The following is a 25,719-nucleotide window of genomic DNA, read 5'->3' as shown; positions in this document are numbered from 1 at the left end:
TGTTCGGGCACTCCCGGCAGGGCCGGAGGCTACGTGGGGGCTCAACGCAGCGACGCCGCAGAGGTTGGCGGGGTTGTTCCGTGGTTCGGTTGATGCGGCGGACACCGGAAACCCACGGCTGGCCAACACATCGCGCCCGTTCGCAGATGTCGGAGTGGAAGCGGGCCCGCCGCGTCACCGAGCAGCAGCCTGCCCGGCGGCCCACATTGGCCGCGTCCCTGCCGGGCCGCCTCCCCTGCTCATAGCGTGAGCGTGCCGACCCTGGCGGCAGCGTAGCGCCCGGTGATCGCCTGCCAGTTCAGCACGTTCCACCAGGCCTGAAGGTAGTCCGGGCGGCGGTTGCGGTAGGTCAGGTAATAGGCGTGTTCCCAGACGTCGTTGCCCATCAGCGGCATCGCGCCGGTCATCAGGGGACTGTCCTGGTTGGGCAAGTCGGTCAGTGCCAGCCGGCCCGCCCGATCCACCGTGACGAAGACCCAGCCCGAGCCGAAGCGCGCCGCGCCGCGACGGTTGAACTCCGCCTTCATCGCCTCGAACCCGCCGAGGTCGCGGCTGATCGCCGCCGCGAGCTCGCCGTCCGGCGCCCCGCCCCGGCCGCCCATGATCGTCCAGAACATCGCGTGGTTGGCGTGGCCGCCGGCATTGTTGCGGACCGCCGTGCGGATGGCCTCGGGCACGCTGTCGAGCCTGGCCAGAATATCCTGCACGGGCATGGCCGCGAGTTGCGGCTGGTCCCGCACCAGCGCGTTCAGGCCCGTGACGTAGGCGGCGTGGTGGCGATCATGATGCAGCTCCATGGTTTCCGCATCGATCGAGGGCTCGTTGGCGCTCGCGGCATAGGGGAGCGGGTCGAGGCGGAAGGGACCGTCTGCCGCTGCCGCCCCAGCCGGAGCAGGCACCTGGGCAGCGCCAGGGCGGGCGTTTCCCGCCAGGAGGGCTGCGGCGCCGAGGCCCATGGCCGAGCCCACGAGTTCGCGTCGTTGTAGAGGAAAGCGCACGTTCCAGCTCCTCCCCGGGCGCCACGAGGCATCCGGGCGGAGGTTGGAACGCGGCGAGAGCCGGAAGCAAGAAAGAAGCAGCGCTCCGCTGCCTGCTGTGCGCAAACACGCACGGCTTGGGCGTTGGGCGGGGCGCTTAACCCCGCCCAGCCGCCATCAGCGCCAAACGCGGCGGCACACCTGACGGCTCATCACCCGGCGATGGCCGAAGCGATCCCGGCGGACGACGCGCTCGTTGCGGCAGCTGCGAACCCAGCGAACGTCCTGCAGCAGCGGGCTGCCACCCTCGACCGCCGCGCCCTGCACCGACGCCGCCGCAGGCATCGGCGGTGCCGCCGAGGCCGGCATCGCGAGGCCGCCACCCACACCCAACCCCAGGGCCAGAACCAGCGCCAGCCGGGACACCACTGCCATGATCACTCCTCCGTACGATCAGGTGAAACGCGAGGATCTAACCGGCGCGGGAGGGTCGGGTTCCGCACCGTTCTGGGCATTTTCAGGGCATTGCATGACGATCCGGTAAGCTGTGGCCGCGGCGGCGAGGCCGCCGTCCCTGCCGGCCCCGCTCAGGGTCTGGCGCGGCGCAGCCAGGCCGTCAGCAGCAGCAACAGGATCGCCAGCAGGATCATCAGCGAAGCAGCGGCGGCGATCGTGAGGCTGACCTGATCGTTCAGCCCGGAAAACATCTGGCGCGGCAGGGTCCGCTGCCCTGGGCCAGAGATGAACAGGGCCACCACCACCTCGTCGAGTGAGGTGGCGAAGGCGAACATCGCCCCGGCCGCCACGCCCGGCGCGATCCGCGGCAGCGCCACGCGGCGGAACGCCGTCACCGGTCCGGCGCCGCAGGCCGCGGCCGCGCGCAGCAGCACCGGGTCGAACTGGGTCAGCGAGGCCGAGACCGTGGTGACCACGAAGGGGACGCCCAGCGCCGCGTGCGCCAGGATCATGCCCGTGAAGGAGTTGGTCAGGCCCAGCGGCCCGAAGAACAGCAGCAGCGACACCGCCACCACGATCGACGGCACCACCAGCGGCATCATGATCAGCGCCAGGATGAACTGGCGGCCGGGAATACGCGCCTGCCACAGCCCGAAGGCCGCAACCGTTCCCAGCACCGTGGCGATGGCGGCCGCACCGGCGCCGATGGCGAGGCTGTTGCGCAGCGCCGGCATCCAGAAGTCGGAGCCGAAGAAATCCGCGTACCAGCGCAGCGACAACCCGGGCAGCGGGTAGCGCAGGAAGGAGCCGGCCGAGAAGGACAGCGGCAGGATGGCCGCGAGCGGCGCCAGCAGGAAGCCGATCACCAGGAGGCCGAAGGCCCAGAGCAGCGCGCGGCTCATGCGGGCCGCGTCCGCTCGAAGCCCACGAGGCGGGCGTAAAGGCCGACCACGATCGCCACGGCCAGCAGCAGCGCAACCGACAGCGCGGCGGCCAGCCCCCAGTTCACGGTGCGGTTGGCGTAGAAGCCGATGAAGTAGGGCAGCATCTGGTCGTTGGGGCCACCCAGCAGGGCCGGCGTGACGTAGAAGCCCAGCGCCTGGATGAACACCAGGATCGCCCCGGCCCCGACGCCCGGCAGCGTCAGCGGCAGCGTCACCCGCCAGAAGCTGCGCCAAGGCGTCGCCCCCAGCGACAGCGCGGCGCGCGGCAGCCGCCAGTCCAGCCCCCGCAGCGCGGCGTAGATCGGCAGCACCGCGAAGGGCAGCAGGATGTGCACCATCGCCGCCAGCACGGCCCCGCGGTTGAACAACAGCGGCAACGGCGCCTCGATCAGGCCGAGGCCCGCCAGCGCCGCGTTCACGATGCCCTCGCGCTGCAGCAGCACCCACCAGGCGGCGGTGCGCACCACGAGGCTGGTCCAGAAGGGCAGCATCACCCCGGCCAGCAGCCAGGGGCGCCAGCGCGGCGCGGCGGTGGCGATGAGGTAGGCCAGAGGATAAGCAAGCAGGAGGCTGAGCGCCGTGGCCAGGACCGCGATCCACAGCGTCCGCAGCAGGATCGTGCGGAAGATGGCACCCTCCGGCGGCACGGCGGCGAGCGCCCCGGTGCTGTCGCGGCGAAGGTCCAGCACCGCCAGAAGGTTGCTGTCGCCCAGCGGCCCGGCGGTGCGGCGGATGGCGGCCCAGCTTTCGGGCGTGCTCCAGTCCGGGCTGGCGGCCAGGATCGTGTCCCGCGCCGGTGCCGCCGGATCAGCCAGGCGCCGCGCCGTGGCCGGCAGGGTGGAGCGGAAGCCCGGAACCTCGCTGTTCAGCCGCGCCGCGGCGGCCGGGATCAGCGGCGCGCCGACGCCCGCCTGGTCATGAGCCCGGGCGGCGCGCAGGTCGGCGGCCAGCGCCTCGAAGGCGGCATCCGGCGGCAGGGCGCGGCCGTCCCAGTCGCGCAGCGCCAGCACCGTGCGCGGCAGGGCCGGCGCCACGTCGCGCTCCGCCACGGCCTGCCACAGGAAGGTGCCGATCGGCAGCAGAAACACCAGGAACAGGAAGATCAGCAGCGGCGCCACGAGCGCCGCCGCCCACCAGCCCGATCGGCTTGCCCGCATGTGATCCGGCTCCGTGTCAGCGCATCAGGCGGTGGGGATCGGGCCGCACCGGGGCTGCCCGATCCCTTGCCGGCTCAGCGCGACAGCCAGGTGTTGAAGCGCTGGTTGAGCCGGTCGAGGTTGTCGAGCCAGAACTGGTCATCGATCCGCAGCGCCCCTTCCATGTGTGCCGGCGTGGTGGGCAGGGTTTCGCGCACCTCGGGCGTCAGCAGGTCGTTCACGCCCTTGGCCGTCATGCCGTAGGGGATGCGCGGCGACATGCCCGCCTCGACCTCCGGCTGGCTGACGAAGCGCAGGAAGTCGAGGGCGCGCGCCTTGTTGGGCGAGCCCTTCATGATCACCCAGCTGTCCACGGTGTAAAGGTTGCCGGGCCAGGAGATCGCGAAGTTCTGCCCGTCGGTGCGGTTGGCGGCGTCGATGCGGCCGTTATAGGCCACCACCATCGCGGCATCGCCCGAGGCCAGCAGTTGCGGCGGCTGCGACCCGCGTTCCCACCAGATCAGGCTGTCGCGGATGGTGTCGAGCTTGCGGAAGGCGCGCTCCACGCCGGCCGGCGTGCCGAGCACCTTGTAGACGTCGCCTGCCGGAACGCCGTCCGCCAGCAGCGCGATCTCCAGCGTGGTTTTCGGCCCGCGGCGCAGCGCCCGCTTGCCCGGGAACTTCTTGGTGTCGAAGAACTCCGCCCAGTTCGCAGGGCCCGTCGCCATGCGGTTGCGGTCGTAGGACAGCACGAAGGAATACAGGATCGCGCCGACGCCGCAGTCGCTCACGGCCTGGGGGATGTAGTGGTCGCGGCCGCCGATGGCATCCCAGTCCATGCGCTCGAACAGCCCTTCATCGCAGCCGAGCAGCAGTTCCTCGCTCTCGACCTGGACGAGGTCCCAGTTGTTGGCGCCGGACTGGATCTTGGCGCGCAGCACGCCCACGCCGCCGTCCCAGGTTTCTTCCAGCAGGCGGGTGTTGGTGCGCGCCTGGAAGGGGCGGAAGAAGATCTCGCGCTGGATGTCCTGGTAGGCGCCGCCCCAGGACACCACGGTCAGGTCGCGTTCCTGGGCGCGAAGGCCGGGGGCCGTGCCCGCCAGGAGGCCGAGACAGCCCAGGCCGGCAAGCAGCGCCCTTCTGCCCAAGCGAGCCTGAGAACCAAGAATCCTGCAGAGCATCCCGACCCCTCCCACGAGCGACTCGCGAAGGCTAGAACAGGGCGGGGCGCCCGCAAACGCCCCGCTGCGCTTCCGAGAGCAGTTTGATGCCCGCGGAAGCCGCCTGGTGCCTTCCGTCCCGCTGGTTCGCGGAACAGAGGGCAGCGGGTCACCGGTCGTCAGGATCCCTGACGGTCGTGCAGCTCGGGCATGAACAGGTCCTTCCAGCCGGTGGGACGGGTCTTGATGGTGCCCACCGCCCCCATGAAGTTGGCGAACTCCATCACGCCGTGCGGCGTCGCGGAAAAGCGCGTGTCGGGCTCTTCCAGCATCTTCACCACGTCCTCGTCGGTGGTGCCGCTCGGCGAAACACGGTTGAAGATCGCCGCGGCCTCGGCCTTGTTCTTGGCGATGAAGTCGTTGGCCTCATCCTGCGCCGCCAGGAAGGCCGTCATCATTTTCGGGTTGTTCAGGGTGAACTGCTTGGGCGCGAAGATCACGTCCAGGGTGGAGTCCCCGAGCGCCTCGCTGGCCGCGATCACCTTGTGGATCTTCGGATCGGCCAACTCGCGATTGGAATAAGGCGGCGAGGCGAAGTGCGCCACGATCTCGGTCCGGCCGCTGGTCAGGGCGGCAAAGGCATCCGGGTGCGGCAGGCCCACCGTCATGGGATCGAGCTTGGCGTAGTTCGCCTGCCCGAACTGCTTGGCCACCAGGATCTGCAGCACCACCGCCGCGAGCGAGGTCTTGATGCCCGGCAGGGCGATCTTGTCGCTGGCGGTGAAGTCCCCCAGCGTCTTTATGTTCGGCTTGTTGGTGTTGAGCACCAGCGCGCAGGTGCTCATGCCCGAAACGCCGATGATCTCGGAGCGCGGAATGCCGCGGGCCCGCGACCACAGCGTCATGAAGCCCGGCGCGCCGGTGCCCGCGATGTCGAGCGACCCGGCCAGCATGGCGTCGTTGATGACATTGCCGCCGTCGAGGTTCTGCCAGGTGACCTCGATCGTGCCGAGGCCTGCCTTCTCGGCCTGCTTTTCCAGCAGCTTGCGGTCGCGCATCACGATCAGCGGCAGGTAAAGGATGCCGTAGCCATGCGACAGGCGGACCTTGCTCACCTCCGCATGGGCGGGGCGCGACAGGATCGCGGGCGCGGCGGACAGGAACGGCAGCGCCGCGCCGGTGCGCAGCAGATCACGACGGTTCATGGTGCTCTTCCTCCAGTTTCTTGCTTGTTGGATGTGAGGGGCGCCGGGACCCGTGGGCCCCGGCAGGGCGCATCAGTTCTGCATGCCCCAGCGGCGGATCGTGCGCTTCTCGATGTTGGCGAAGATCACGCTTTCCACGAAAAGGCCGATCAGGATCACGAAGAACAGTCCGGCGAAGACGTTCGCGGTCTCGAGCTGGTTGCGGTTCTCGAAGATGAACCAGCCCAGGCCGCCGGAGCCGGAGGACACGCCGAACACCAGCTCCGCCGCGATCAGCGTACGCCAGGCGAAGGCCCAGCCGACCTTGAGCCCGGTCAGGATCGACGGGAAGGCTGCCGGGATCAGGATGTCCTTCACCAGCCGCAACCCGCCCAGCCCGTAGTTCTGGCCCACCATCCTCAGGGTCTTCGACACAGAGCGGAAGCCTGCATGGGTGTTCAGCGCGATAGCCCAGAGCACGGAATGCACCAGCACGAAGACCACGCTGCCCGAGCCCAGTCCGAACCAGATCAGCGCCAGCGGCAGCAGGGCGATCGCCGGCAGCGGGTTGAACATCGAGGTCAGGGTTTCCAGCAGGTCGGTGCCGATGCGCGAGCCGATCGCCACCACCGTCAGCAGCGCCGCCAGCACGATGCCGATGCCGTAGCCGATCAGCAGCGTTTGCAGCGACACCAGGGTCCGCGCGGGAATGATGCCGTTGGCGAGGTTGTCCACCAGCGCCTCCACCGTAGCGGAGAAGGGCGGAAACAGCAGTGGGTTGTCGAGCCAGCGGCCATAAACCTCCCAGATCACGGCCAGCACGAGGAGGATCAGCCCCTTTCGCACCGCGCTCAGGCGATACACGGACTCCCAGGCGGAAATCGGCTTGTTGATCTCGCCGATGCCGGCGCGCGACGGCTCGCGCACGATCTCGGGGCGTTGCACCAGCGGGGCGTCGTTCACGGTGATGCTCATGGCCATTCCCTTCCTAGTGCACGAAGAGCATGTCGTTGATGCGCGTCTCGAGCTCGGCGGCCGCGGCGGTGCCGAGCTGGTCGGGCGACACGCTGTTCAGCTCCGCCTTGACCTGTCCGGGATGCGGCGAGAGCAGCAGGATGCGCGTGCCGACGCGGATCGCCTCCTCGATGGAATGGGTGACGAAGAGCACCGTGAAGCGCGTATCGTCCCACAGCCGGAGCAGTTCTTCCTGCATGCGCCGGCGCGTCAGCGCGTCGAGCGCCGCGAAGGGCTCGTCCATCAGCAGCACGTCGGGCTCCATCGCCATGCCGCGGGCGATCGCCACGCGCTGCTTCATGCCGCCCGAGAGCATGTGCGGGAAACTGTCGGCGAACTTCGCCAGCCCCACCTTCTCGATGTAGCTGTCGGCGCGGTCGCGCGCCTCGGCGCCGCGGGCGCGGCCGCTGGCGGTGAGCGCGAACATCACGTTTTCCCGCACCGTCTTCCAGGGCAGGAGCTGGTCGAATTCCTGGAACACCATCATCCGATCGGGGCCCGGTGCGCGGACCTCGCGGCCTTTCAGGCGGATCTCACCTTCCGACGGCGTCAGGTAGCCGCCGATCGCCTTGAGCAGCGTGGACTTGCCGCAGCCCGAGGGGCCGAGAAGGATGTAGCGGTCCGACGAGTACACGTCGAAGTCCACGCGGTGCGTCGCGGTCACCACGGCCTCGTCGGTCTTGTACTGCAGCGTGACGTTCTGCACCGACAGCAACGGTGTGGACGCGTCGGCGGTGACCATCCCCGGAATCCTTTCTTCCCTCGCGCCCCTGGCCTTGATGACCGGGCATTGCCTTTCGGATAGCTTCGGAACCTGTCGCCAAGCTGACAGCGCCGCGGAAATCGTTGCTGCGGCGCAGCAAGAAGGACATCGGGCACGGGAACATGCGTATCCTGCTGGTGGAGGATACCGCCGATGTCGGCGAGGGAATCGTGGCGCGGCTGGAACGCATGGGCCACGCCGTCGAGTGGGAACGTGGCGGCGAGGACGCGGCGGCGCGCATCGCGCTACAGTCCTACGACCTCCTGATCCTCGACGTCATGCTGCCGCCGCCCGACGGACTCGCACTGCTGCGGCAGGCACGCGAGCGCGGCCTGCGCACGCCGGTGCTGATGCTGACGGCACGCTCGGAGGTGGCGGAGCGGGTCGGGGCGCTCGACCTCGGGGCGGACGACTACCTCACCAAGCCCTTCGACTTCCTGGAGCTGGAAGCACGCGTGCGGGCGCTGCTGCGCCGTCACAGCGGCGGCGCCACCAACCGGCTGAGCCTGGGCGACATCGAGATCGACCTGGAAGGCCGCGGCGTACAGGTCGCAGGCCAGCCGGTGGAGCTGACGGCGCGCGAGCTGGCGCTGCTCGAGATCCTCGTCGCGCGGCAGGGCCGGATCGCCGCCAAGGAGCAGATCGTGGACCGCCTGTTCGGGCTCGACAGCGCAGCCGGCAGCAACGCCGTGGAACAGTACGTCGCCCGGCTGCGCCGCAAGATCGCGGCCTCGGCATCCGAGATCAGGACGCTGCGCGGCCTGGGCTATCAGCTGGTGGCGCGTTGACGGCGATGCACGGCCGCGCGACGGGGCGGCCGTGAGCGCGACACGCTCGCTGCACGCGCGCATCGCGCTGCTGCTGGTGCTGCTGCTGGGCAGCGTGTCCGCCGGCTTCTCCGTGGCCGGCTGGTACTACGCGCGCCTGACGGCCGGCGGTGCCTTCGACGCGCTGCTCTCGGCAGGTGCTGCGCAGATTTCCGAGAACACCTATCAGCAGGGCGGCGTGGTCACGGTGGACCTGCCGGTCTCGGTCCTGGCGGGCCTGTCGGTGGAGGACAGCGCCGCCTACAAGGTTGTGGACTGGCGGGGCGTGGTGGTGGCGGGCGCGGCCGACCTCGACGCCGCCGTGACGCCGGAGGCGCTGGGCAACGGCATGCTCAGCAACGGCCCGGTGCTGCGCGATGCGACCTGGCGTGGGCAGCCGGTGCGCGCCGCGGTCACGGCGCGCCGGCTGAGCGGCGGCTGGGTCACGGTCACGCTGGCGCAGACGCTCAATGCCCGCACTGCGCTGGCGCGCGACATCGCGGCCCGGGCGGTGGTGGCGGTGCTGGTGCTGGACGGGCTCGCGCTGGTCATCACGCTGGTGGCGGTGAAGCGCGTGCTGGCGCCGCTATCGGCGGTGCAGCGGGTGCTGCGCGAACGCGATCCGCGCGACCTCAGCCCCCTGGCGGTGGAGGCGCCGCCCGAAATCGGTGCCCTGGTGGGCGCGATCAACGATTTCATGGCGCGCCTGGAGGGTCGGATCGCGCTGATGCAGCGCCTGATCGGCGACGCGGCGCACCAGCTGCGCACGCCGCTGGCGGCGCTGGCCTCGCAGGTCGACCTGCTGACGGTGGAACGCGATGCCGCGCGTCGGGAAGCGCAGATGGCCCGGGTCGCCGCGCGGACCGAGCAGCTCGGGCACCTCGTCGGGCAGTTGTTCAACCACGCCATGGTCACCCACCGGGCCGGCGTCGCGATGCTGGAGCCGGTGGACCTTGTTCTGCTGACACGGCGCGTGATGCTGGACGTGCCGCCCGCCGCCCGGATGCTGGAAATGTCGCTGGACGCCCCGGAAGAGCCGGTGATGATCCAGGGCGATGCGATCAGCCTGCGCGAGGCGATCGGCAACGTCGTCGGCAACGCGCTGCGCCACGGGGCACGCTCCAGGCTCGAGGTGCGGGTGCTTCGCGACGCCGCGGGATGCCGCGTGGAAGTGCTGGATGACGGACCCGGCATTCCACCCGCCCAGTGGGCGCGGGTGCGCGAGCCCTTTCACGGCCGCGACGACGGCCAGCCGGGCGCCGGGCTCGGCCTCGCCATCGCGGACGAGGTGGTGCGTGCCCATGGCGGTGAGTTGCAGTTCAGCGCCCACTCGCACGAGGGTTTCGCGGTGATCCTGCGCTTCCCTCAGGCTGGCTGAGGGTCCGGGCCGGCACCGGCCTTCCTTCGCGCGGCCGCCCCATCAACCCGCGCGTGATGCCGGGCGAAAACCGGGACCTCCGCGCGGCGGCTCACCCCTCGATCGGAAAGGCCACCGCGTCGCCGAGGCTCCAGGCCAGCGCCGCCGCCCCTCCGGGCGTGGGCAGCAACCCTGCGCCTGCCGGCCGCTTGGCGATCACCACGCTGCGGTTCGCCTCGCCCTCGCCCAGCGAGAAGCGCAGGCGCAGGTGGTCGCCGGCGAAGATGGCTTCCTCCAGCCGCGCGGACACGGCGCCCTCGCCCACCTCCTCGGCGCGCAGCGCGGCGACTGCGACGCGCTCGGGCCGGATCGTGACGAGGCAGCGGCTGCCGGGGCCGACGCCCACCGCGGCGGTGGCGAGCACCACGGTGCCGCAGTCGAGGCGGACCTCCGCTTCCTCCAGCTCCATCCGCAGCACCTGGCCCGGGAGGCGGTTGTTCTCGCCCACGAAGCCCGCCACGAAGGCGTCCGCCGGCCGCTCGTACAGGGTGCGCGGCGCGGCCAGCTGGCGGATGCGGCCGCCGCGGAACACCGCCACCCGGTCGCTGAGCGTGAGCGCCTCGCCCTGGTCGTGGGTGACGTACATCATGGTCACGCCGAGCTCGCGGTGCAGGCGGCGGATCTCGAACTGCATTTCCTCGCGCAGCGCCTTGTCCAGCGCGCCCAGCGGCTCGTCCAGCAGCACAATCGGCGGCTCGAACACCAGCGCCCGGGCCAGCGCCACGCGCTGCTGCTGCCCGCCCGAAAGCTGTGCCGGACGGCGCTCGCCCAGGTCCGGCAGGTGCACGGTGTCCAGGGCGCGCCGCACCCTCGCCTCGCGCTCGGCACGCCCGATGCCGCGCACCTCCAGCGGAAAGGCGATGTTCTCCGCCACCGTCATGTGCGGAAACAGGGCGTAGCTCTGGAACACCACGCCGATGCCGCGCCGGTGCGGCGCCACGGCCACGAGGTCGCGCCCTTCCAGCAGGATGCGCCCGGTGCTCGGCTGCTCGAAGCCTGCCAGCATCATCAGCGTCGTGGTCTTGCCGGAACCGGACGGGCCCAGCAGCGACAGCAGCTCGCCCCGCTGGATCGCCAGGTTGAGGTCGCGCACCGCGGGCGCGCCGTTGTCGTAGCGCTTCTCGACGCCTTCGAAGCGCACCAGATCGTTCGTCATCGCCCGCGAGGGTGTTGATCCTCCGCCCGCCCGTCAATCCGCATCCCGCCAGCCCGCGCCCCCGGCCCGCCCGCGCCCCGGCCGGAACCCGGTGCCCGCACGGCAGCCCCGAGATGGGCGGGGTGCCCAACCCTGCCGCGGCGCGGCATGGTGCGGCCCCCATGAGGCACTTGCGGCGGGAAACCACATCCATGACCGATCCACGGGTCATCGCGCGCGTCGAGGGCACGGCGGGCACCATCCTGCTCAACCGGCCCGAAGCGCTGAACGCCCAGGATCTCGGCATGGTGGAGGCGATCGTCGAGGCGCTGGAACGCTTCCGCGACGATCCGGCGGTGCGGCTGGTGATTTTGGAAGGCGCCGGCGGCCGGGCCTTCTGCGCCGGCGGCGACATCCGCGCGGTGCGTGAGGCGGTGTTGGCGGGCGACGCCGCCCCGGCGGAACGCTTCTTCGCGCTGGAATACGCGCTCTGCGGTACCATCGCCCGCTTCCCCAAGCCCTGGATCAGCCTGATCGACGGGATCTGCATGGGCGGCGGCGTCGGGCTGTCGGTGCACGGCTCGCACCGCGTGGTGACCGAGGCCGCGACGGTCGCCATGCCGGAAACCGCGATCGGCTTCTTTCCCGACATCGGCAGCAGCCACGTCCTGCCCCGGCTGCCGGGGGCGATCGGCAACTGGCTCGGCCTGACGGGCGCCCGGCTGCGCGGCGCGGAAGCGGTTGAGGCGGGGCTTGCCACCCATTTCTGCGCCCGTGACGCGCTTCCGGCGCTGCGCCAGGCGCTGCTGTCGGGCGACGCGGAGGCGGTGGAAGCCCATTGCCGGCCGGTGCGCCCCGGCGCTGTCGCGGCGACGCGCGAGGCGATCGAGCGCTGCTTCGCGGTCGGCACGCTGCCGCGGATCGTGGCGGCCCTGGAAGGCGAGAACAGCGACTGGTCCCGCGCGCAGCTGGCGGCGCTGCGGCGATGCTCGCCCACGGCGCTCTCGGTCACGCGGGAGATGCTACGCCGCGGCGCCGCCTGGGACCTGGACACCGCCCTGCAACACGAGCTCGCGCTGGCACGGCGGATGATCCGCCACCCCGACTTCTCGGAAGGCGTCCGGGCCCTGCTCGTCGAGCGCGGCGACCAGCCCCGCTGGCAGCCCGCCACGCTGGAGGAGGTGGACGCGGAAGCGATCCGCGCCGCCCTGTCGGACCATCCCGCCGAGGCCTGAGAAACATGAGGCTCCCCAGGGGTTTCCTGGGGAGGCCGCGGGAACTCTCCCGGGAACCCTGGGGAACTCCCCCTGCCCCTCCTTGGGGAACCTCAGGAGAAACACGGGCACGGCGGCCCAGGCCGCGGCCAAGTCTCGCCTCCGGCGCGGTTCCGGCCTATCTCCTGCCCGACCACCAGCCGAGGGGCCCAGCATGACCGCCCACGACGCCTACGTCGCCACCACACGCGACATCCGCGTGACCGTGCGCACCTTCTTCCTCGCCGATCAGAGTGCGCCGGAGGAAGGACGCTACGCCTGGGCCTACCGCGTCGAGATTCGCAACGAGGGAGCGGAAACGGTTCAGCTGATGCGCCGCACCTGGCTGATCACCGATGCCCTGGCTCGCACCCAGCGGGTCCACGGCGACGGGGTGGTGGGGGAACAGCCCGTGCTGGAGCCGGGCGAGGCCTTCGAGTACACCTCCGGCACGCCTCTGCCCACGCCCTCCGGCTTCATGCGCGGGGCCTACCACATGGTGGTCACCGCCAGCGGGGAAGCCTTCGACGTCGAAATCCCGGCGTTCAGCCTGGACAGCCCCGAGCAGCGTCGCAGCCGCCTGAACTGAGGCTGTTAACGCGCTCTTCCCGCATCGCGGGTACCCTGCTCATGCTCTGCAAGCGGCGAATCGAAGCCGCTGGCATCAAGGCCGACGGCTGCCTCAGCGTCGCGGCTCCTTCTAGGATGGTCCCATGCCCCCCGAAGACGACGCAAACCCGCCCAGCGTTCCGCTCGGTGCCTCGCCCCCTCCGGCCTCGCCGCCGCCGACCCGGGAAGAAGCGGAGAACGCCATCCGGACGCTGCTGCGCTGGGCCGGCGACAACCCCGGCCGCGAGGGCCTGCTCGACACGCCCAAGCGCGTGGCCAAGGCCTATCGCGAATGGTTCGCCGGCTACGAGGAAGATCCGATGGAGCTGCTGCAGCGCTCCTTCGAGGAGGTCGAAGGCTACGACGAGATGGTGCTGCTGCGCGACATCCGGCTCGAGAGCACCTGCGAGCACCACATGGCGCCGATCATCGGCCGGGTCCATGTCGCCTACCTGCCGCGCGGTCGCGTGGTCGGCATCAGCAAGCTGGCGCGCGTGGTGGACGCCTATGGCAAGCGGCTGCAGATCCAGGAAAAGTTGACGGCTCAGATCGCCAACACGATCGAGCAGGTTCTGAACCCCTTCGGCGTCGCCGTGGTGGTCGAGGCCGCGCACCAGTGCATGACCACGCGCGGCGCCCACAAGCCGGGCGTCACCATGGTCACCAGCCGGATGCTGGGCGCCTTCCGCGAGAACCGCTCCACCCGGCAGGAATTCCTGGCGATGATCGGCGCTCCCCGCGCCACGCCGGTGATCTGAGCCCACCGCGAAGCGGCGGACATCCGGCAGGACCGGAGCCTCACCGCGCTGCGCGGTGAGGCCCGGCCTTCAACCCTCAACCGGGATGTGCAGCGCCGGCGCCTGCGGCTCACCCAGGTAGTCCGGCTGCGCCACGCCCGGCGGCGGCACGTAGGGGCGGACATAGGGCGGGTTCGCGGCGGTCGGCGGCACGTAGGGTGTCTGGTAGGTGCGGGGCGGCTCCACCTGGTAGGGCGGCGGCCCGCAGCTGATCAGCGGCGCGGCCAGGGCCAGGGCCCCGAGCAGGAGCGGCAGGCAGCGTAGCATCGGGGATGTCTCCGGCGGGCGGTCTCGGGAAAAACGGGTCACTCAGCAGCCCTGGGTTGCCTGGTGGGCCAGCCAGTCGTCGCGCGTTTCGGTGTCGCGCGGGTTGCGGCCGCTGAACCAGGGACGCTGCTGATCGGCGATGCTCGCCATGCGGCGGCAGTAGTCGGGGCTGGCGAGTCGGTCCGGTCCCATGACCGGACGCCCCGCGAGTTCCACCCCCGGCACCGGCGCGGTTTCCAACTCGGCGCGCGACCCGCCGCTGGCGGCAGGCGCCCCGGGCTGGTCGCCCACGGCGGGGGCCGGCGGAACGGTGTCGGGCAGCCGCGGTGCCGGCGCCGCGCAGGCCGCGAGCAGAAGCATTCCGGCACACGCGGCCAGCCGCGCGGTCATGCCGCCACCGCCTCAGCCTCGATCTCCACCACGAAGCGCGGGTCGGCGAAGCCGGACACCAGCACCAGGGTCGCCGCCGCCGCGTGCCCGGCCAGGAAAGAATCCCGCCGCCGGCGCCAGGGTGTCACCAGCATCCGGTCGGTCAGGAAGGCAGTCAGCTTGACCACGTTCGCGGGCTCCATGCCGTTGGCCCGCAACACGGCCTCCAGGTTCTGGAAGGCCTGGTCGATCTGGGCATTGCCCTGGGCGCTGATGCGGCCATCGGGCATCACCCCGGCCTGGGCGCTGATCACGAGGCGCCGGCCCGGGCCCTCCACCAGGGCGGCGTGGGAATAGGCGGCCTGCGGGGCGTGGACGCCCTCGGGGTTGGACAGGCTGATGGCGGCCATGATCGGGAACTCTCCTCCGCTGTCCGGTTATTTTGCGGCGCTCAGGTCCCGCGCGGAAGCTCCTCGCGCTGAATGCTGCCCGGAGGGGGCTCGTTCACGATCGGGTTGGTGACCTGCAGCCAGTCGCGGAGGTTGCGGCGCACCTGGACCTCGAACTCCACGTTCAGGTCGTCCATGGCCTTGCCCACCACCTGCCGCGCGTTGCCGGCCGGGGTGTTGGCGCCGCCCTCCGCCATGGTGGCGGTGCGGCGCACCTCGGCCTGGGCAAAGGCGACGCGACGGTTGCCGGCGTCCAGGATCTCGACCTGGCAGCGCAGCACGCAGTCAAGCCGCTCGCTGGGCTCGCTGAACAGCCCGCCGCCGCCCAGGCGCGTGCGCAACAGGCTCGCGGTTTCCACCGAGAAGCGGGCCGTGCCCGTGCTGCCCACCGCGGACAGCCGGTCGCGGCCCATGCGCAGAACCTCGTCCACTGGGTTCAGCGGTGCGGGCTGCGACACCCGCACGTCGGCGCCGGGCTGCGGCGGCTGGATGTCAAGGCTGGCGACGTTCAGCCGCAGCGGCGTCAGATAGCTGTAGCCCTCGATCCGCGGCAGCTCGGTGACCGGCGCATCCCCCCCGCCGCAGGCGGCCGCCAGCAGCGGCAACGGCAGGACGAGGGCGTGGCGACGGCTGAGCATGCAGGAAACCCCGGAAGCGAATCGCGTGAGCGGCTGCCCCCGGAAGGAGGGCCGCAACAGGGGTTAGCCGATCAGGCGCGCCCGGCGCCAGAGCGCACGTCGGCGCGGTCGAAGTGGAAGGCGACGTTGCAGAACTCGCAATTCATGGTGATCGCCCCGTCCTCGGCCATGTGGTCGAGGTCGTCGGTCGGGAATCGCTGCAGCACCGAGGCGAGCCGCGCGCGCGAGCAGCGGCAGCCGTAGCTGAGCGCCCGTGCCCGGTCGAGGCGGAGGTCCTCTTGGTGGAAAAGCCGATGCAGCAGCTGCTCGGAGGGCAGCGCGTCGTCGAGCAGTTCCTCGTCCTTGATCGTCGAGGCCAGGATCTTGGCGGTGCGCCAGGCCTCGTCTCCTTCCTCGGTGGCCAGGGCGTTGAACCCGCCCTCCCCCGCCACGCGCTCTAGGATCAGGGCCGAGGCGCGCCAGCCGCCGGGCGTGTGCTCGGCCGACAGCCGCACCCAGGCATCGAGCTGCTCCGAGGTGCGGAAGTAGGTGTCGGTCATCGCCGCCAGCGTGTCGCCTTCGATGGGGACGATGCCCTGGTAGCGGTCCATCTCCAGGCCCTGGTCGCAGGTGAAGGCGAGGTAGCCCTGGCCCAGCAGCGCCGCGGCCTCCCCGGTGACCGAGGAGGCATCCTCCGCCACGCGGGCGTAGCCGCGCAGGTCGCCGCTGTCGGTGCAGTCCACCACCAGCATCGACACCGGCCCGTTGCCCTTGGCCTGGACCGAGAAGGAGCCGCGGAACTTCAGCGCCGCGGCGAGCCCGGCCCCGAGCGCCAGCGCCTGCCCCAGGAGCCGGCCCACGTCGGGGGCGTAGTCGTGGCGCGACAACAGCGCGTCGGCCAGCGGGCCGAGGCGGACGAGCCGGCCGCGCACGGGCCGGTTCTCCAGGTGAAAGGGCTGCACGGCGCGCGACACCACGAGGTCCGGCACGGGCGGCCGGTCGTGGTTCAGGAAGTCGGGCGTGCGGGAAGGGTCGGTGACGTCGTTCACGCCGCACTAGATAGGGCGCGCCCGCCGCGGCTGCGAGAGGCGCCCGGGGCCTCACGACGGCGGGGCCGCCCGGCGCCCCGCCCTGCCCTCGCGCCCCTCAGTCCACCGAAGCGCCGGACGCCTTCACGATCGGCACCCAGACGTCGATCTCGTCCTTCACGTACTGGGCGAAGCGCGCGGGCGTGTAGCCCCGCATCGCCGGCGTGCCCATTTCCTCCAGCCGCTGGCTGATGAGGGGGTCGGCCAGCGCCTGGTCGATGGCCTCGGCCAGCCGTGCCACCACCGGCTGGGCCATGCCGGCGGGGCCGAAGATGCCGTACCAGGAATAGGCCTTGTAGCCGGGCAGCCCCACCTCGGCCGCCGTCGGCACCTCCGGCATCAGCGGCGAGCGGTCGTCGGTCGCCACGAACAGGGTCTTCACCTGCCCTTCGCGCTGGAATGGCAGCATGAAGCTCGGGATGTCGCTGTTGAACTGCACCTCGCCCGCCACCATCGCGGTGAAGACCTGGCCGGCGCCGCGATAAGGCACGTGCACCGCCTCGGCCCCGACGCGCTGGAGGAAGTTGGCGCTGGCCAGATGCCCGGTCGATCCGATGCCGCTGCTGCCGTAGGAGTACTTGCCGGGACTGGCCTTGAGCTGGGCAATCCAGTCCGCCGTATCACGCACCTTGAGGCCAGTGGTGGTGACGCTGTGGCAGATCGGCACGAAGTTGGTGGGCGCCACCGCGGTCAGGTCGCGCACGGGATCGTAGGGCAGGTTGCGATAGAGCCCCGCCGCCACGCCGGTGGAGGACAGCGTCGCCAGAACCAGCGTGTAGCCGTCGGGCGCCGATTTCGCGACGTAGTCGGTGCCGAGCGTGCTGCCGGCGCCGGGACGGTTCTCCACCACCACCGACTGCCCGAGGATGGCGGAAAGCTTCGGCGCCAGCAGGCGCATCACCACGTCGGTGCCGCCGCCGGTGCCGAAGGGCACCACCATGCGGATCGGCCGGTCGGGCCAGCGGCCGGTGGCCTGCGCCCAGCTGCGCGCGGGCAGGATGGTGGGGGCCGCCACGGCGAGGGCGGCGAATGAGCGGCGGCTCAGGAGATGCTTCGTCATGGTTGCTGTTCCTTGGCGGCTGGTTCCCGCGTGTTGCTGGCCAGGTTTCCGCGGGGGCTGCGGCTCTGCGGCCGCTTCCACCCCGATTTCGGGTTGCTCAGGAGGCGGCGCGCCGGCGCGGATCGAGGCCGGCGTCCCGCGCTTCCTCCGCGTCGCGCAGCAGTTGCAGCGCCAGGGCGGCGCCGTCCTCGCTGTGGCGCAGGCAGAGCTCCTCCGCCAGGCGCGCCTCGCCCGCCACGATGGCGTCGCGGATCGCGCGATAAGCGGCAATGCCCGCCTGCACCCGTGCGGGTCGCGCCATGGCCAGGCTGCGCAACAGGAACAGCCGGTTGTGCACCGAGAGCAGCAACTGCCGCAGCACGCCGCTGCCGCTGCCCTCGGCGATCGCGGCATAGAAGCTGTCGCCCGCCGCCACCACGGCCCGCGTGTCGCCCGCCGCGGCCGCGGTCTCGAGCGCCTCGGTGGCGCCCTCGATGGCGCGCAGCGAGGGCTCTGGCTGCAGGGTGGCACAAAGCCGGGCGGCATAGCCTTGCAGCACGCCGCGCACGCCGTAGAGTTCCCGCGCCTCGTCGGGGCGGATCGCGGTGACGGACGGGCCGCGGTGCGGCCGGATGGTCACCAGCCCCTCGCCCTCGAGCCCCCGCAACGCCTCGCGCACCGAGGCACGGCTGGCGCCGGTCAGGGCGCAGAGCTCGCGCTCCGGCAGGCGTTCGCCGGGCTGGAAGCGCCCGCCCAGGATGGCGGCGCGCAGCGTTTCCTCCAGCGCGGAGCGCAGCGTCACGACCTGGGGCGCGACCGGAAGCGGAACGTCGTTCATTGCGGCGAACGATAGTATTTCGTCAGACAATCGGTCAAACCTGTTGACGCCTGCGCAGCCCTGCGGAAAGATTTTGCGTCAAGCGGAGCGACGGCATGGACGAGAGGATCGTGATCTGGGGTGCGGGCGCCATCGGCGGCACCATCGGCGCGTTCCTCCGCAGGGCCGGGCACGACGTCCTGTTCGTCGACCTCGTGCCCGAGCATGTCGCCGCGATCCGCGAGGGCAGGCTGCACATCGAGGGCCCGGTCGCCGATTTCACGACCGGTGGCGAGGCGGCGCTTCCGGAAGACGTCCGGGGAACGCACCGGCTGATCCTGCTGGCCGTGAAGGCGCACCACACCGAGGCCGCCACGCGCGCCCTGCTGCCGCACCTGGCGCCGGACGGCGCCGTGGTCTCGTGCCAGAACGGCTTGAACGAGCTGCTGATCAGCGAGATCGTCGGCCGCGAGCGCACCGTGGGCGCCTTCGTCAACTTCTACGCCGACTACATGGCGCCGGGACGGATCAACTATGCCAAGCGCGGCGCGGTGGTGGTGGGCGAGCTGGACGGGCAGCACTCGCCGCGTGTCGCCGCGATCCACGCCCTGCTGCGGGACTTCGACGGCGACGCGGTGCTGAGCAGCAGCGTCTTCGGCTACCTTTGGGGCAAGGCCGGCTACGGCGCGATCCTGAAGGCCTCGGCGCTGACCGACGACACCATCGCCGACTTCATCGCCGATCCCGCCCGCGCGCTGCTGATCCGGCGCCTGGTGGCGGAACTCCTCGCCGTCGCGCGGGCCGAGGGCGTGGTGCCGCTGGGCTTCGACAGCTTCGACCCGCAGGCCTTTCTCAGCGGCGACGAGGCGGCCATCGCGGCCTCGATGCGCGCGATGGAAGCCTTCAACCGCGGTTCCGCCAAGCCGCGCAGCGGCATCTGGCGCGACCTCGCCGTTCGCAAGCGGCCCACCGACGCGGGGGCGCAGCTGGCACCGGTGCGGGCGGCGGCCCGGCGCCACGGCCTCGCCACCCCGATCGCCGACGCGCTGGTCCACCTCATCGCCGAGGTGGAAGCGGGGCGCAGGACGATCGGAACCGCGCTCGCCGATGAGCTGTCGGAGGTGGCGCGTGCCGCCTGAGCCCGCTTCGCTCAACCACGCGCCGATGGGCGCCGATCACGGCAACGGGTACGCTCTCCGCCGAGCCCCGACGCGCTCTCGCAACCGGCGGAACACCCATGGAGGCTTCCCCTGATGTTCCGGCGTTCCCTGTTGCGGACCACGCTTCTCACGGGCCTCGTGCCCCTCGTGCCCGCCGCGTTTTCGCCGGCCCGCGCCCAGGCCGCGGCCAAGGAGGAGCTGGTGGTGGACCTCGCCAGCGATCCCGCGACGCTGGACCCGCACCTGCAGTGGAACACCGACAGCTACACGGTGTACCGCAACATCTTCGACAACCTCGTCACGCGTGACGGCACCGGCAAGATCGTGCCGCAGGTGGCCAGCGGCTGGAAGTACGCCGACGACACCACGCTGGTCTTCGACATCCGCAGCGACATCACCTTCCACGACGGCACGAAGCTGACGCCCGCCGACGTCGTCTTCAGCATCCTCCGCATCATCGACCCGGCGCTGAAGAGCCCGCAGCTCAGCCAGTACGACCAGATCACCGGGGCCGAGGTGACGGGCGCGTCGCAGGTCACGGTGAAGACCAAGACCGCCTACCCGGCCCTGCTGGCGCAGCTGGTGAAGCTGTCGATCGTGCCGGAAGCGGTGGTGAAGCGCGTGGGCAACGGCGACTTCAACCAGAATCCTGTCGGCAGCGGCCCCTACAAGCTGAAGGCCTGGCAGCGCGGCGTGCAGACCGTGCTGGAGCGCAACGACACCTACTGGCGCGGCAAGCCGCCCTTCCGCACCGTCACCTTCCGCGCCGTGCCGGACGTGCCGACGCGCGTGGCCGACCTGCGCGCCGGCCGCGCCGACATCGTGACCGGCCTGACGCCCGACGATGCCGAGGCCCTGAAGTCCGAGCGCGCGGTGCAGGTGCTCTCGGCGCCGACGGAGCGCGTCGCCTACCTGTCGGTCAACGCGCTGGCCGGCCCCACCAAGGATGTTCGCGTGCGCCAGGCCATCGCCATGGCAATCGACCGCGACACGCTGATCGAGGCGCTGCAGCAGGGCTACGCCAAGCCGGTGAACGAGGTGCTGACGCCGGCCAACTTCGGCTACACCGACAAGGTGCAGCCCTGGCCCTACGATCCGGCGAAGGCGCGCGCGCTGCTCAAGGAAGCGGGGGCTGAGGGCGCCACGATCACCTTCATCAGCTCCCCCTCCTACGACCGCCGGCTGAACGAGGCGGTGCAGCAGATGCTGGGCGAGGTCGGGCTGAAGGTGTCCATCGAGATGATGGACCAGCCCACCTTCCTGCGCCGCCGCCAGGGGGATCCGGAAAACGCCGGCGCGCTGTCGCAGGGCCGCTGGAGCTGCGCCTGCCAGGATGCGGACGGCGTGATCTTTCCGCTGTTCCGCTCGGGCAGCATCTGGGCCAAGTACGGCAACCCCGAGTTCGACCGCGAGGTCGATGCCGCCCGCTCCACGCTGGACGAGGCGGCGCGCAAGGCCCATTACGAGCGCGCCTTCGCCATCCTGCGTGAGGACGTGCCGGGCATCGGCTTGTTCCAGGACGTCGCGATCTACGGCGCGCGGCGGGAGATCAAGTGGCAGCCCACCGCCAACGAAGCCTTCTTCGTGATGGACATGCAGTGGCAGGCCTGACGCGGAACGCCGCGGCGTGAGGCGCTACCTCGCCGCACGCCTCCTGCAGGCCGCGATCGCCATCTTCGGCGTTCTGACACTGGTGTTCTTCGTGATGCACCTGTCGGGCGATCCGACGCTGCTGCTGGTGCCCGAGGGCGCCTCGGCGGAACAGATCGCGCAGCTGCGCCACGCGCTGGGCTTCGACCGGCCGCTGCCGGTGCAGTACCTGGGCTACCTGGCGCAGCTCGCGCATTTCGACCTGGGCGAGTCCCTGGTGCAGCGCGCGCCCGTGTCGGTGATCCTGGGCTCGCGCATCCCCTACACGCTGGCCCTCGCCGGCGGCGCCCTGGTGGTGGCGCTGGGCGTCGGCATCCCGGCCGGCGTCGCCATGGCGGTGTGGCGCGGCAGCTTCGTCGAGCGCGCGCTGACCGGATTCGTGCTGACGGGGCAGAGCCTGCCGACCTTCTGGTCCGGCATCCTGTTGATCCTGTTCTTCGGCGTGACGCTGGGCTGGCTGCCGACCTCGGGTGCGGACGGCTTCGCCTCACTGATCATGCCTTCCGTGGCGCTCGGCGCGCTGGCGATGTCCACCTTCGCGCGCATGACCCGCATCGCGGTGCTGGACGAGCTCGGCCGCGACTACGTCGCCGCCGCCCGGGCGCGCGGGTTGTCGATGGGCCGCACCGTGGCGCGCCACGTGCTGCGCAACGCCGCGATCCCGGTGATCACCGTCACGGCGCTGGAGGTCGGCAACCTCCTCGCCGGCGCGGTGATCGTGGAAACCGTGTTCGCCTGGCCCGGCATCGGGCAGCTCGCGATGCAGTCGATCTCGGCGCGCGACTTCCTGGTGGTGCAGGCCGTCGTGCTGTTCGTGTCGGTGGCCTATATCGGCACCAACCTCCTGGCCGACCTCACCTACGGCCTGGTCGACCCGCGCATCCGGGGGGCGGCATGAGCGACCAGCCGGCCACCCGCTCCACCATCCGCCCACTCCGTCGCCTCGCGCCGCGCCTGCCCTGGGGCCTGTCGCTCGGCATGGCCCTGGTGCTGCTCCTGCTGCTCGCCTTCGTGGTCGCGGCCATCGCGGCGCCGCTCCTCGCCCCGCACGACCCGCTGCGGCAGTCGCTGCTGCTGCGCCTGCGGCCGCCCGGCAGCGGCACCGCCAGCGCCGGCACCTTTCCGCTGGGCACCGACGATCTCGGCCGCGACCTGCTGTCGCGCATCCTGTTCGGCGCACGCGCCTCCTTCATCGTGGCGATCCTGTCCGTTACCGTGTCGCTGACGGTGGGCACGGCCCTGGGCCTGGCCGCCGGCTGGTTCCGCGGCTGGACGGCCACGATCATCATGCGCGTGGTGGACACCATGCTGTCGATCCCGGCGATCCTGCTGGCGGTGCTGACGGTGGCGGTGTTGGGGCCGAGTTTCCTCAACCTCGTGCTGGTGCTGGGGCTGACGCGCTGGCCGCGCTACACGCGCGTGGCCTATTCCTCGACGCTGCAGGTGGCCTCCCTGCCCTACATGCGCGCGGCCGAGATGGCCGGCGCCCGCGCGGGGCGGCTGCTGTTCCGCCATGTCCTGCCCAACATTGCCGGCCCCCTGATGGTGGTGGCCACCAGCGAGTTCGGCCTGATGATCCTGAGCGAGGCCGGGCTGTCCTTCCTGGGCCTCGGCATCCAGCCGCCCGCCCCCTCCTGGGGCTCGATCATGAGCGCCGGGCGGCAATACGTGGCGCGCGCCTGGTGGCTGACGGTGTTTCCGGGCCTCAGCCTGTTCGTGCTGGTGCTGTGCGTGAACCTCGTGGGCGACTGGCTGCGCGACCGGCTCGATCCACGCTCCGTCGGACGATAAAGAAGGAAGAAGAGCAATGCAGTTCCGCGACAAGCGCGTGGTGATCACCGGCGCCGGCGGCATCTTCGGCGGCTGGATCGCCGAGGCCTTCGCGGCCGAGGGCGCCCGCCTGCTGCTGTCCGACAACCGGCCCGAGGCCGTGGACGCGCTGGTGTCACGCCTCGGCCCCAACGCGGCGCCCGTGCTGCGGCACCGCACCGAGTTGACCGACGCCGCCTCGATCGAGGACCTCGCCGCCTTCACGGCGCGGGAATGGGGCGCGCCGGACTTCGTGGTGAACAACGCCGGCATCTACCCCCGCAGCGGCCCCTTGCTGGAGCTGGACGTCGCCGACTGGGACCGGCTGATGGACGTGAACTTCCGCGCGCCCTTTATCCTGACGCGCGAGATGGCGAAGCTGATGATCCGCGAGAAGGTGGAAGGGTCCATCGTCAACATCGGCTCCGGCGCTGCGCGCAAGATGAACCTGGGCTCGGTGCCCTACTGCACCTCCAAGACCGCGCTGGAACGGCTGAGCAAGGGCCTCGCGCTGGAACTGGCGCAGCACCGCATCCGCGTGAACGTGGTGGAGCCCGGCTTCGCGCCCGGCAGCGACGTCAGCCTCCTGCCGCCGGGCTATGCCGAGGACATGATCGCCCGCATCCCGCTCAACCGCGCCAGCGGCCCGGGCGACGCGCCGCGCGCCGTGCTCTACCTGTGCTCCGAGGCCGCGTCCTTCATCACCGGCGCGGTGCTGAGCGTGGATGGCGGCAACTCCATCGGCACCTACCAGCGACCGAAATGAGCGGCACCGCCTCCAGCCTCGCCATGCCGGCCGCCGCGCCGGCGGCGTCCCCGCCGGCCCTCGCGGTCCGTGACCTGTCGCTCTCGATCAACGGGATCGAGATGGTGGACGGCATCGACGTCAGCGTCGGGGCCGGCGAGGTCCTGGCGATCGTGGGGGAATCCGGCTGCGGCAAGTCGCTGACGGCGCAGGCCATCATGCGCCTCCTGCCGCGCGCGGTGCGGCAGGGGCGCGGCCGGATCGAACTGGCGGGCGAGAACATCAGCACCCTGTCGGAACGGCAGATGCGCCGCGTCCGCGGCCGGCGGATGTCGATGATCTTCCAGGAACCGCAGGCCGCCCTCGATCCGCTCAGCACCGTGGGCGCCCAGGTGGCCGAAGCCACGGGGCTGCGCGGCCGCGCGGCTCGCGACGCGGTGCTGCGGATGCTGACCGAGGTCGGCATCTCCGACCCCGCGCGACGCATCGACCAGTATCCGTTCGAACTGTCGGGCGGCATGTGCCAGCGCGTGATGATCGCGACCGCCCTGGTGGCGCGCCCGCTGGTGCTGGTGGCCGACGAGCCCACCACCGCCCTCGACGTGACGATCCAGGCGCAGATCCTCGACCTCCTGCGCAACCTCGCGGCCGAGCGCGGCACCGCCATCGTGCTGATCACCCACGACATGGGCGTGGTGGCCGACGTGGCCGACCGGGTGGCCGTGATGTATGCCGGCCGCATCGCCGAGAGTGGCCCGACTGGCGAGCTGTTCCGCGCCCCCCGCCACCCCTATACCGCGCTGCTGCTGGCGGCCCTGCCCCGTCTGGACGATGCGCCGAAGTCGCGCCTGGCGGTTATCGAGGGCCGCGTGCCGACGCCGGCGGAATTCCCACCCGGCTGTCGCTTCTCGTCGCGCTGCCCGCTGGCCGACGACCACTGCCGCGCGGTGCAGCCGCCGCTGCGCGACATGGGCGCCGGCCACCTGTCGGCCTGCTGGCACGCGGAGGAGGTGCGATGAGCGGCGCCACCACCAGCCCCGCGCCGCAAGCGCTGCGCGTGTCCGACCTCGCGGTGCACTACGCCGGGCGCAGCGGCCCGCCGGTGCGCGCGGTGGACGGCGTGTCCTTCTCGGTCGCGGCGGGCGAGACGCTGGGCCTCGTGGGCGAATCCGGCTGTGGCAAGTCCTCGGTCTCCAACGCCGTGATGGGGCTGCTCAGCCCAGCGCGCGGCAGCATCCAGGTCGCCGGGCAGGAAGTCGTGGGCGCGGACCGCGGGCGCCTGCGCGAGATCCGCACCCAGATGCAGATGGTGTTCCAGGACCCGGCCACCTCGCTCAACCCGCGCATGACGGTGGGCGCCGCGGTGGGGGAACCGCTGCTGGTGCGCGGCCTGGCCCGCGGGCGGGCACTGCGGGACCGGGTGGCCGCGCTGCTGACCGAGGTGGGCCTGCGCCCCGAACACGCCGACCGCTACCCGCACCAGTTCTCGGGCGGCCAGCGGCAGCGCGTCGTGATCGCCCGAGCCCTGGCGCTGCGCCCGGCCCTGCTGGTCTGCGACGAGCCGGTCTCCGCCCTGGACGTGTCGGTGCGTGCGCAGATCCTGAACCTGCTGGTGGAGCTTCAGCGCACGCATCACATGGCCTCGCTCTTCGTGTCGCACGACCTCGCGGTGGTGCGGCACGTCTGCGACCGGGTGGCGGTGATGTACCTGGGCCGGCTGGCGGAGCTGGCACCGCGCGACGCGCTCTACGCCGCTCCCCGCCACCCCTACACGCGCGCCCTGCTGGCCTCGGTGCCCGAACCCGACCCGGTGCGACAGCGCGCCAAGCCGCGCGTGCCGCTGGCGGGCGAGATCCCGAGCCCGGCGCGGCCACCCTCGGGATGCCGCTTCCACACCCGCTGCCCGATGGCGCAGGAGGTCTGCCGGGTGGAGGAGCCGGTCTGGAGACCGGTGGGTGAATCGATGGTGGCCTGCCACTTCGCCACGGCGTGAGCGGGACAAGGCCGGCGGGGCATCCCGGCAGGGCCTCATGGCAGGCGCTGCCTCGCGCCTCATCC

General features: G+C 71.4%; 28 protein-coding genes. 12 read left to right on the top strand and 16 right to left on the bottom strand.

Annotation, left to right across the window (positions count from 1 at the left end):
* Positions 1–239: 239 nt before the first annotated feature.
* The 8 genes from ACFFGY_RS09510 to ACFFGY_RS09475 all read right to left on the bottom strand — a co-directional run bounded on the left by ACFFGY_RS09510 (position 240) and on the right by ACFFGY_RS09475 (position 7,613).
* Positions 240–998, bottom strand: coding sequence for a superoxide dismutase (locus ACFFGY_RS09510; RefSeq protein WP_377044237.1), 759 nt, complete (start codon positions 996–998; stop codon positions 240–242).
* Between the two features lie 156 nt (positions 999–1,154).
* Positions 1,155–1,412: a hypothetical protein gene (locus ACFFGY_RS09505; RefSeq protein ID WP_377044236.1), complete on the bottom strand. Its 258-nt coding sequence runs from the start codon at positions 1,410–1,412 to the stop codon at positions 1,155–1,157.
* A 152-nt stretch (positions 1,413–1,564) separates the two neighbouring features.
* The gene (locus ACFFGY_RS09500; protein ID WP_377044235.1) at positions 1,565–2,335 is read right to left on the bottom strand and encodes an ABC transporter permease; all 771 of its coding nucleotides are present in this window, start codon (positions 2,333–2,335) and stop codon (positions 1,565–1,567) included.
* Positions 2,332–3,534 (bottom strand): ABC transporter permease, encoded by a 1,203-nt coding sequence (locus ACFFGY_RS09495; RefSeq protein WP_377044234.1) that lies wholly within the window; start codon positions 3,532–3,534, stop codon positions 2,332–2,334. Before ACFFGY_RS09495 ends, ACFFGY_RS09500 begins: the two co-directional genes overlap by 4 nt.
* Before the next feature lie 74 nt (positions 3,535–3,608).
* Positions 3,609–4,661, bottom strand: a complete 1,053-nt coding sequence (locus tag ACFFGY_RS09490) for an ABC transporter substrate-binding protein (protein WP_377044233.1) — start codon at positions 4,659–4,661, stop codon at positions 3,609–3,611.
* Positions 4,662–4,852: 191 nt separating this feature from the next.
* Entirely contained in the window at positions 4,853–5,878 is a 1,026-nt protein-coding gene (locus tag ACFFGY_RS09485) for an ABC transporter substrate-binding protein (RefSeq protein WP_377044232.1), read from the bottom strand.
* A 72-nt stretch (positions 5,879–5,950) separates the two neighbouring features.
* Complete coding sequence (locus ACFFGY_RS09480) at positions 5,951–6,832, bottom strand: ABC transporter permease (protein ID WP_377044231.1); 882 nt, start codon at positions 6,830–6,832, stop codon at positions 5,951–5,953.
* Positions 6,833–6,845: 13 nt separating this feature from the next.
* The gene (locus tag ACFFGY_RS09475) at positions 6,846–7,613 is read right to left on the bottom strand and encodes an ABC transporter ATP-binding protein (protein ID WP_377044230.1); all 768 of its coding nucleotides are present in this window, start codon (positions 7,611–7,613) and stop codon (positions 6,846–6,848) included.
* Between the two features lie 143 nt (positions 7,614–7,756).
* Here ACFFGY_RS09475 and ACFFGY_RS09470 point away from each other — a divergent pair, with 143 nt between their 5' ends.
* Positions 7,757–8,422 carry a response regulator transcription factor gene (locus ACFFGY_RS09470; protein WP_377044229.1) on the top strand — a complete coding sequence of 222 codons (666 nt, stop codon included), beginning with the start codon at positions 7,757–7,759 and terminating at the stop codon, positions 8,420–8,422.
* A 31-nt stretch (positions 8,423–8,453) separates the two neighbouring features.
* Complete coding sequence (locus tag ACFFGY_RS09465) at positions 8,454–9,818, top strand: sensor histidine kinase (protein WP_377044228.1); 1,365 nt, start codon at positions 8,454–8,456, stop codon at positions 9,816–9,818.
* A 91-nt stretch (positions 9,819–9,909) separates the two neighbouring features.
* On the opposite strand, the gene ACFFGY_RS09460 is transcribed toward ACFFGY_RS09465, so the two are convergent.
* Positions 9,910–11,013 (bottom strand): ABC transporter ATP-binding protein, encoded by a 1,104-nt coding sequence (locus tag ACFFGY_RS09460; RefSeq protein WP_377044227.1) that lies wholly within the window; start codon positions 11,011–11,013, stop codon positions 9,910–9,912.
* Positions 11,014–11,204: 191 nt separating this feature from the next.
* Here ACFFGY_RS09460 and ACFFGY_RS09455 point away from each other — a divergent pair, with 191 nt between their 5' ends.
* The 3 genes from ACFFGY_RS09455 to folE all read left to right on the top strand — a co-directional run bounded on the left by ACFFGY_RS09455 (position 11,205) and on the right by folE (position 13,612).
* A complete protein-coding gene (locus ACFFGY_RS09455) occupies positions 11,205–12,227 on the top strand; it encodes an enoyl-CoA hydratase/isomerase family protein (protein WP_377044226.1) in 1,023 nt (340 codons plus the stop codon).
* A gap of 193 nt (positions 12,228–12,420) precedes the next feature.
* Positions 12,421–12,834: a Co2+/Mg2+ efflux protein ApaG gene (gene apaG / locus ACFFGY_RS09450; protein ID WP_377044225.1), complete on the top strand. Its 414-nt coding sequence runs from the start codon at positions 12,421–12,423 to the stop codon at positions 12,832–12,834.
* Positions 12,835–12,958: 124 nt separating this feature from the next.
* Positions 12,959–13,612 carry a GTP cyclohydrolase I FolE gene (gene folE, locus ACFFGY_RS09445; protein ID WP_377044224.1) on the top strand — a complete coding sequence of 218 codons (654 nt, stop codon included), beginning with the start codon at positions 12,959–12,961 and terminating at the stop codon, positions 13,610–13,612.
* A 69-nt stretch (positions 13,613–13,681) separates the two neighbouring features.
* On the opposite strand, the gene ACFFGY_RS09440 is transcribed toward folE, so the two are convergent.
* The 7 genes from ACFFGY_RS09440 to ACFFGY_RS09410 form a co-directional block, all read right to left on the bottom strand.
* The gene (locus tag ACFFGY_RS09440; RefSeq protein WP_377044223.1) at positions 13,682–13,918 is read right to left on the bottom strand and encodes a hypothetical protein; all 237 of its coding nucleotides are present in this window, start codon (positions 13,916–13,918) and stop codon (positions 13,682–13,684) included.
* Positions 13,919–13,960: 42 nt separating this feature from the next.
* Entirely contained in the window at positions 13,961–14,278 is a 318-nt protein-coding gene (locus ACFFGY_RS09435; RefSeq protein WP_377044222.1) for a hypothetical protein, read from the bottom strand.
* A gap of 26 nt (positions 14,279–14,304) precedes the next feature.
* On the bottom strand, positions 14,305–14,697 hold the full coding sequence (locus ACFFGY_RS09430) for a RidA family protein (RefSeq protein WP_377044221.1): 393 nt from the start codon (positions 14,695–14,697) through the stop codon (positions 14,305–14,307).
* 41 nt (positions 14,698–14,738) lie between these two features.
* Entirely contained in the window at positions 14,739–15,374 is a 636-nt protein-coding gene (locus tag ACFFGY_RS09425; RefSeq protein ID WP_377044220.1) for a hypothetical protein, read from the bottom strand.
* A gap of 71 nt (positions 15,375–15,445) precedes the next feature.
* Complete coding sequence (hslO, locus tag ACFFGY_RS09420) at positions 15,446–16,402, bottom strand: Hsp33 family molecular chaperone HslO (RefSeq protein WP_377044219.1); 957 nt, start codon at positions 16,400–16,402, stop codon at positions 15,446–15,448.
* Positions 16,403–16,499: 97 nt separating this feature from the next.
* On the bottom strand, positions 16,500–17,501 hold the full coding sequence (locus ACFFGY_RS09415; protein ID WP_377044218.1) for a Bug family tripartite tricarboxylate transporter substrate binding protein: 1,002 nt from the start codon (positions 17,499–17,501) through the stop codon (positions 16,500–16,502).
* Between the two features lie 97 nt (positions 17,502–17,598).
* A complete protein-coding gene (locus ACFFGY_RS09410) occupies positions 17,599–18,318 on the bottom strand; it encodes a GntR family transcriptional regulator (RefSeq protein WP_377044217.1) in 720 nt (239 codons plus the stop codon).
* A gap of 95 nt (positions 18,319–18,413) precedes the next feature.
* Here ACFFGY_RS09410 and ACFFGY_RS09405 point away from each other — a divergent pair, with 95 nt between their 5' ends.
* The 7 genes from ACFFGY_RS09405 (at position 18,414) to ACFFGY_RS09375 (ending at position 25,654) form a co-directional block, all read left to right on the top strand.
* On the top strand, positions 18,414–19,436 hold the full coding sequence (locus ACFFGY_RS09405; protein WP_377044216.1) for a ketopantoate reductase family protein: 1,023 nt from the start codon (positions 18,414–18,416) through the stop codon (positions 19,434–19,436).
* Positions 19,437–19,550: 114 nt separating this feature from the next.
* Entirely contained in the window at positions 19,551–21,068 is a 1,518-nt protein-coding gene (locus ACFFGY_RS09400; protein ID WP_377044215.1) for an ABC transporter substrate-binding protein, read from the top strand.
* A gap of 16 nt (positions 21,069–21,084) precedes the next feature.
* On the top strand, positions 21,085–22,005 hold the full coding sequence (locus ACFFGY_RS09395) for an ABC transporter permease (protein ID WP_377044214.1): 921 nt from the start codon (positions 21,085–21,087) through the stop codon (positions 22,003–22,005).
* Positions 22,002–22,898: an ABC transporter permease gene (locus ACFFGY_RS09390; RefSeq protein WP_377044213.1), complete on the top strand. Its 897-nt coding sequence runs from the start codon at positions 22,002–22,004 to the stop codon at positions 22,896–22,898. Before ACFFGY_RS09395 ends, ACFFGY_RS09390 begins: the two co-directional genes overlap by 4 nt.
* Positions 22,899–22,914: 16 nt before the next feature.
* On the top strand, positions 22,915–23,682 hold the full coding sequence (locus ACFFGY_RS09385) for an SDR family NAD(P)-dependent oxidoreductase (RefSeq protein ID WP_377044212.1): 768 nt from the start codon (positions 22,915–22,917) through the stop codon (positions 23,680–23,682).
* The gene (locus tag ACFFGY_RS09380) at positions 23,679–24,680 is read left to right on the top strand and encodes an ABC transporter ATP-binding protein (RefSeq protein ID WP_377044211.1); all 1,002 of its coding nucleotides are present in this window, start codon (positions 23,679–23,681) and stop codon (positions 24,678–24,680) included. Before ACFFGY_RS09385 ends, ACFFGY_RS09380 begins: the two co-directional genes overlap by 4 nt.
* Positions 24,677–25,654 carry an ABC transporter ATP-binding protein gene (locus ACFFGY_RS09375; protein WP_377044210.1) on the top strand — a complete coding sequence of 326 codons (978 nt, stop codon included), beginning with the start codon at positions 24,677–24,679 and terminating at the stop codon, positions 25,652–25,654. Before ACFFGY_RS09380 ends, ACFFGY_RS09375 begins: the two co-directional genes overlap by 4 nt.
* The last annotated feature ends 65 nt before the right edge of the window (positions 25,655–25,719 follow it).

Source organism: Roseomonas elaeocarpi (assembly GCF_042433915.1).
GTDB classification, from domain to species: domain Bacteria; phylum Pseudomonadota; class Alphaproteobacteria; order Acetobacterales; family Acetobacteraceae; genus Roseomonas; species Roseomonas elaeocarpi.
Note: the sequence above shows the minus strand (reverse complement) of the source record. Positions and strands in the feature narration are given on the sequence as shown.